The organism is Vibrio sp. (genome assembly GCF_984391705.1).
On the sequence record NZ_CFHWOM010000141.1, the window covers coordinates 1 to 1988 of the forward strand.

At 45.0% G+C, this 1988-nt stretch carries 2 protein-coding genes; both read left to right on the forward strand.

The genetic code is table 11. From position 1 onward, the window contains the following. Positions 1 to 73: 73 nt before the first annotated feature. On the forward strand, positions 74 to 1009 hold the full coding sequence (gene ribF, locus AC4MRV_RS21965; RefSeq protein ID WP_150895806.1) for a bifunctional riboflavin kinase/FAD synthetase: 936 nt from the start codon (positions 74 to 76) through the stop codon (positions 1007 to 1009). A gap of 63 nt (positions 1010 to 1072) precedes the next feature. After that, positions 1073 to 1988: class I tRNA ligase family protein (locus AC4MRV_RS21970; RefSeq protein WP_491189393.1), on the forward strand; the 916-nt coding region annotated here is incomplete at its 3' end.

Below are 1988 nucleotides of genomic sequence, written 5' to 3' on the forward strand. Positions count from 1 at the left end.
TAATACTGATTAGTATATAATCCGTCGGTTTCACACAATGAATGATGCAAATAACAGATTTTAGCTGGTCGTAATGGAACTAATCCGAGGCATTCACAATATTAAAGCGCAGCATCACGGCTGTGTATTAACCATAGGCAACTTTGACGGTGTACATCTAGGACATCAGGAAGTACTGAGCCAGGTATCCAAGCAAGCTGCGGCATTGGGCTTACCCTCTGTCGTGATGACGTTTGAGCCTCAGCCCATGGAACTGTTTGCTCGTGACAAAGCCCCTGCACGTTTAACTCGTTTAAGAGATAAGTTCGTGCAGCTGAGTAAGCTGGATATTAGCCGTTTATTGTGTGTCAATTTTAACCACTACTTCGCGAACCTATCGGCGGATGCTTTTATTAAAGATCTGTTGGTGGACAAACTTGGTGTGAAGTTTTTGGTGGTGGGTGATGACTTCTGCTTCGGTAAAGGTCGCACCGGCAATTTCGCTATGCTTAAAGAAGCGGGTGAAAAGTATGGTTTTGAGGTGGTTAGTACCCAAAGCTTCTGCTTAAACCAGCTGCGTGTAAGTAGCACTGAAATACGCAATGCTCTGGCGGTTGACGATTTAACCTCTAGCGCAGCCATGTTAGGGCGTGATTACAGTATCAGTGGTCGTGTGTCTCATGGGCGTAAACTGGGAAGAACTATAGGCTTCCCAACGGCGAATATCCCACTTAAACGTTGTGTCTCTCCAGTCTCTGGGGTGTATGTTGTTGAAGCAGTCGACATCGATGGTTCACCTGTCGGTGGTGTTGCAAATATCGGACAACGACCAACCGTAAATGGAGTTCGTCAGCAACTAGAAGTGCATTTTTTTGACTTTAAAGCCAATTTATATGGTAAACAGTTAGAAGTACGTCTTTTGCACAAATTGCGCGACGAGAAAAAGTTTGAATCGTTCGACGCACTAAAGAATCAAATAGAATTGGATGCTGAAGCAGCAAGGGTGTGGCTGCGTCAGCTAAAGAATTAATCGGTTGATTCCACCGATTAACATAATGTCTAACTTCGCCCAATATAACGGAATTAAGAATCGATGAGTGATTATAAAGATACCCTGAACTTACCTGAAACAGGGTTTCCAATGCGCGGTAATCTGGCAAATCGTGAGCCAGAAATGCTTAAGCGTTGGTACAAAGAAGATCTTTACGGCGAAATCCGTAAAGCGAAGAAAGGTAAAAAATCTTTCGTACTGCATGATGGCCCTCCTTACGCGAACGGCGATATTCACATTGGTCACGCGCTAAACAAGATTCTTAAAGACATTATTATTAAATCTAAGACTCTGTCTGGTTTTGATGCTCCATACATCCCAGGTTGGGACTGTCACGGTCTTCCAATCGAGCTGATGGTTGAGAAGAAAAAAGGCAAACCAGGTCAGAAGATCTCTGCTTCTGAGTTCCGTGAAGAGTGTCGTAAGTACGCTGCGGGCCAAGTTGAAGGTCAAAAAGAGAGCTTTAAACGTCTAGGTATCATGGGTGAGTGGGACAAGCCATACCGCACTATGGACTTCGGCACTGAAGCAAACATCATCCGCGCTCTAGGTAAAATTGCAGACAACGGCCACCTACTGAAAGGTTTCAAACCTGTTCACTGGTGTACTGACTGTGGTTCTGCTCTAGCGGAAGCGGAAGTTGAGTACAAAGATAAAGTTTCTCCATCAATCGACGTGAAATTCACAGCGGCTGATGAAGCTGCGCTAGTTTCTAAATTCAAGCTAGCTGAAGGTCACGAAGGCCAGGGCGATATCTCTATCGTTATCTGGACTACAACACCATGGACACTGCCTGCAAACCGCGCAGTATGTCTACGTGACGATCTTGAATACGTTCTAATCCAAGTAGAAGCGAATGGCGATCAAGCTGCACAGCGTATCATCGTTGCTTCTGAGCTAGCTAAAGACGTAATGGATCGTGCGGGTATCGAGCACTTCCATAACCTAGGTTTTGCAA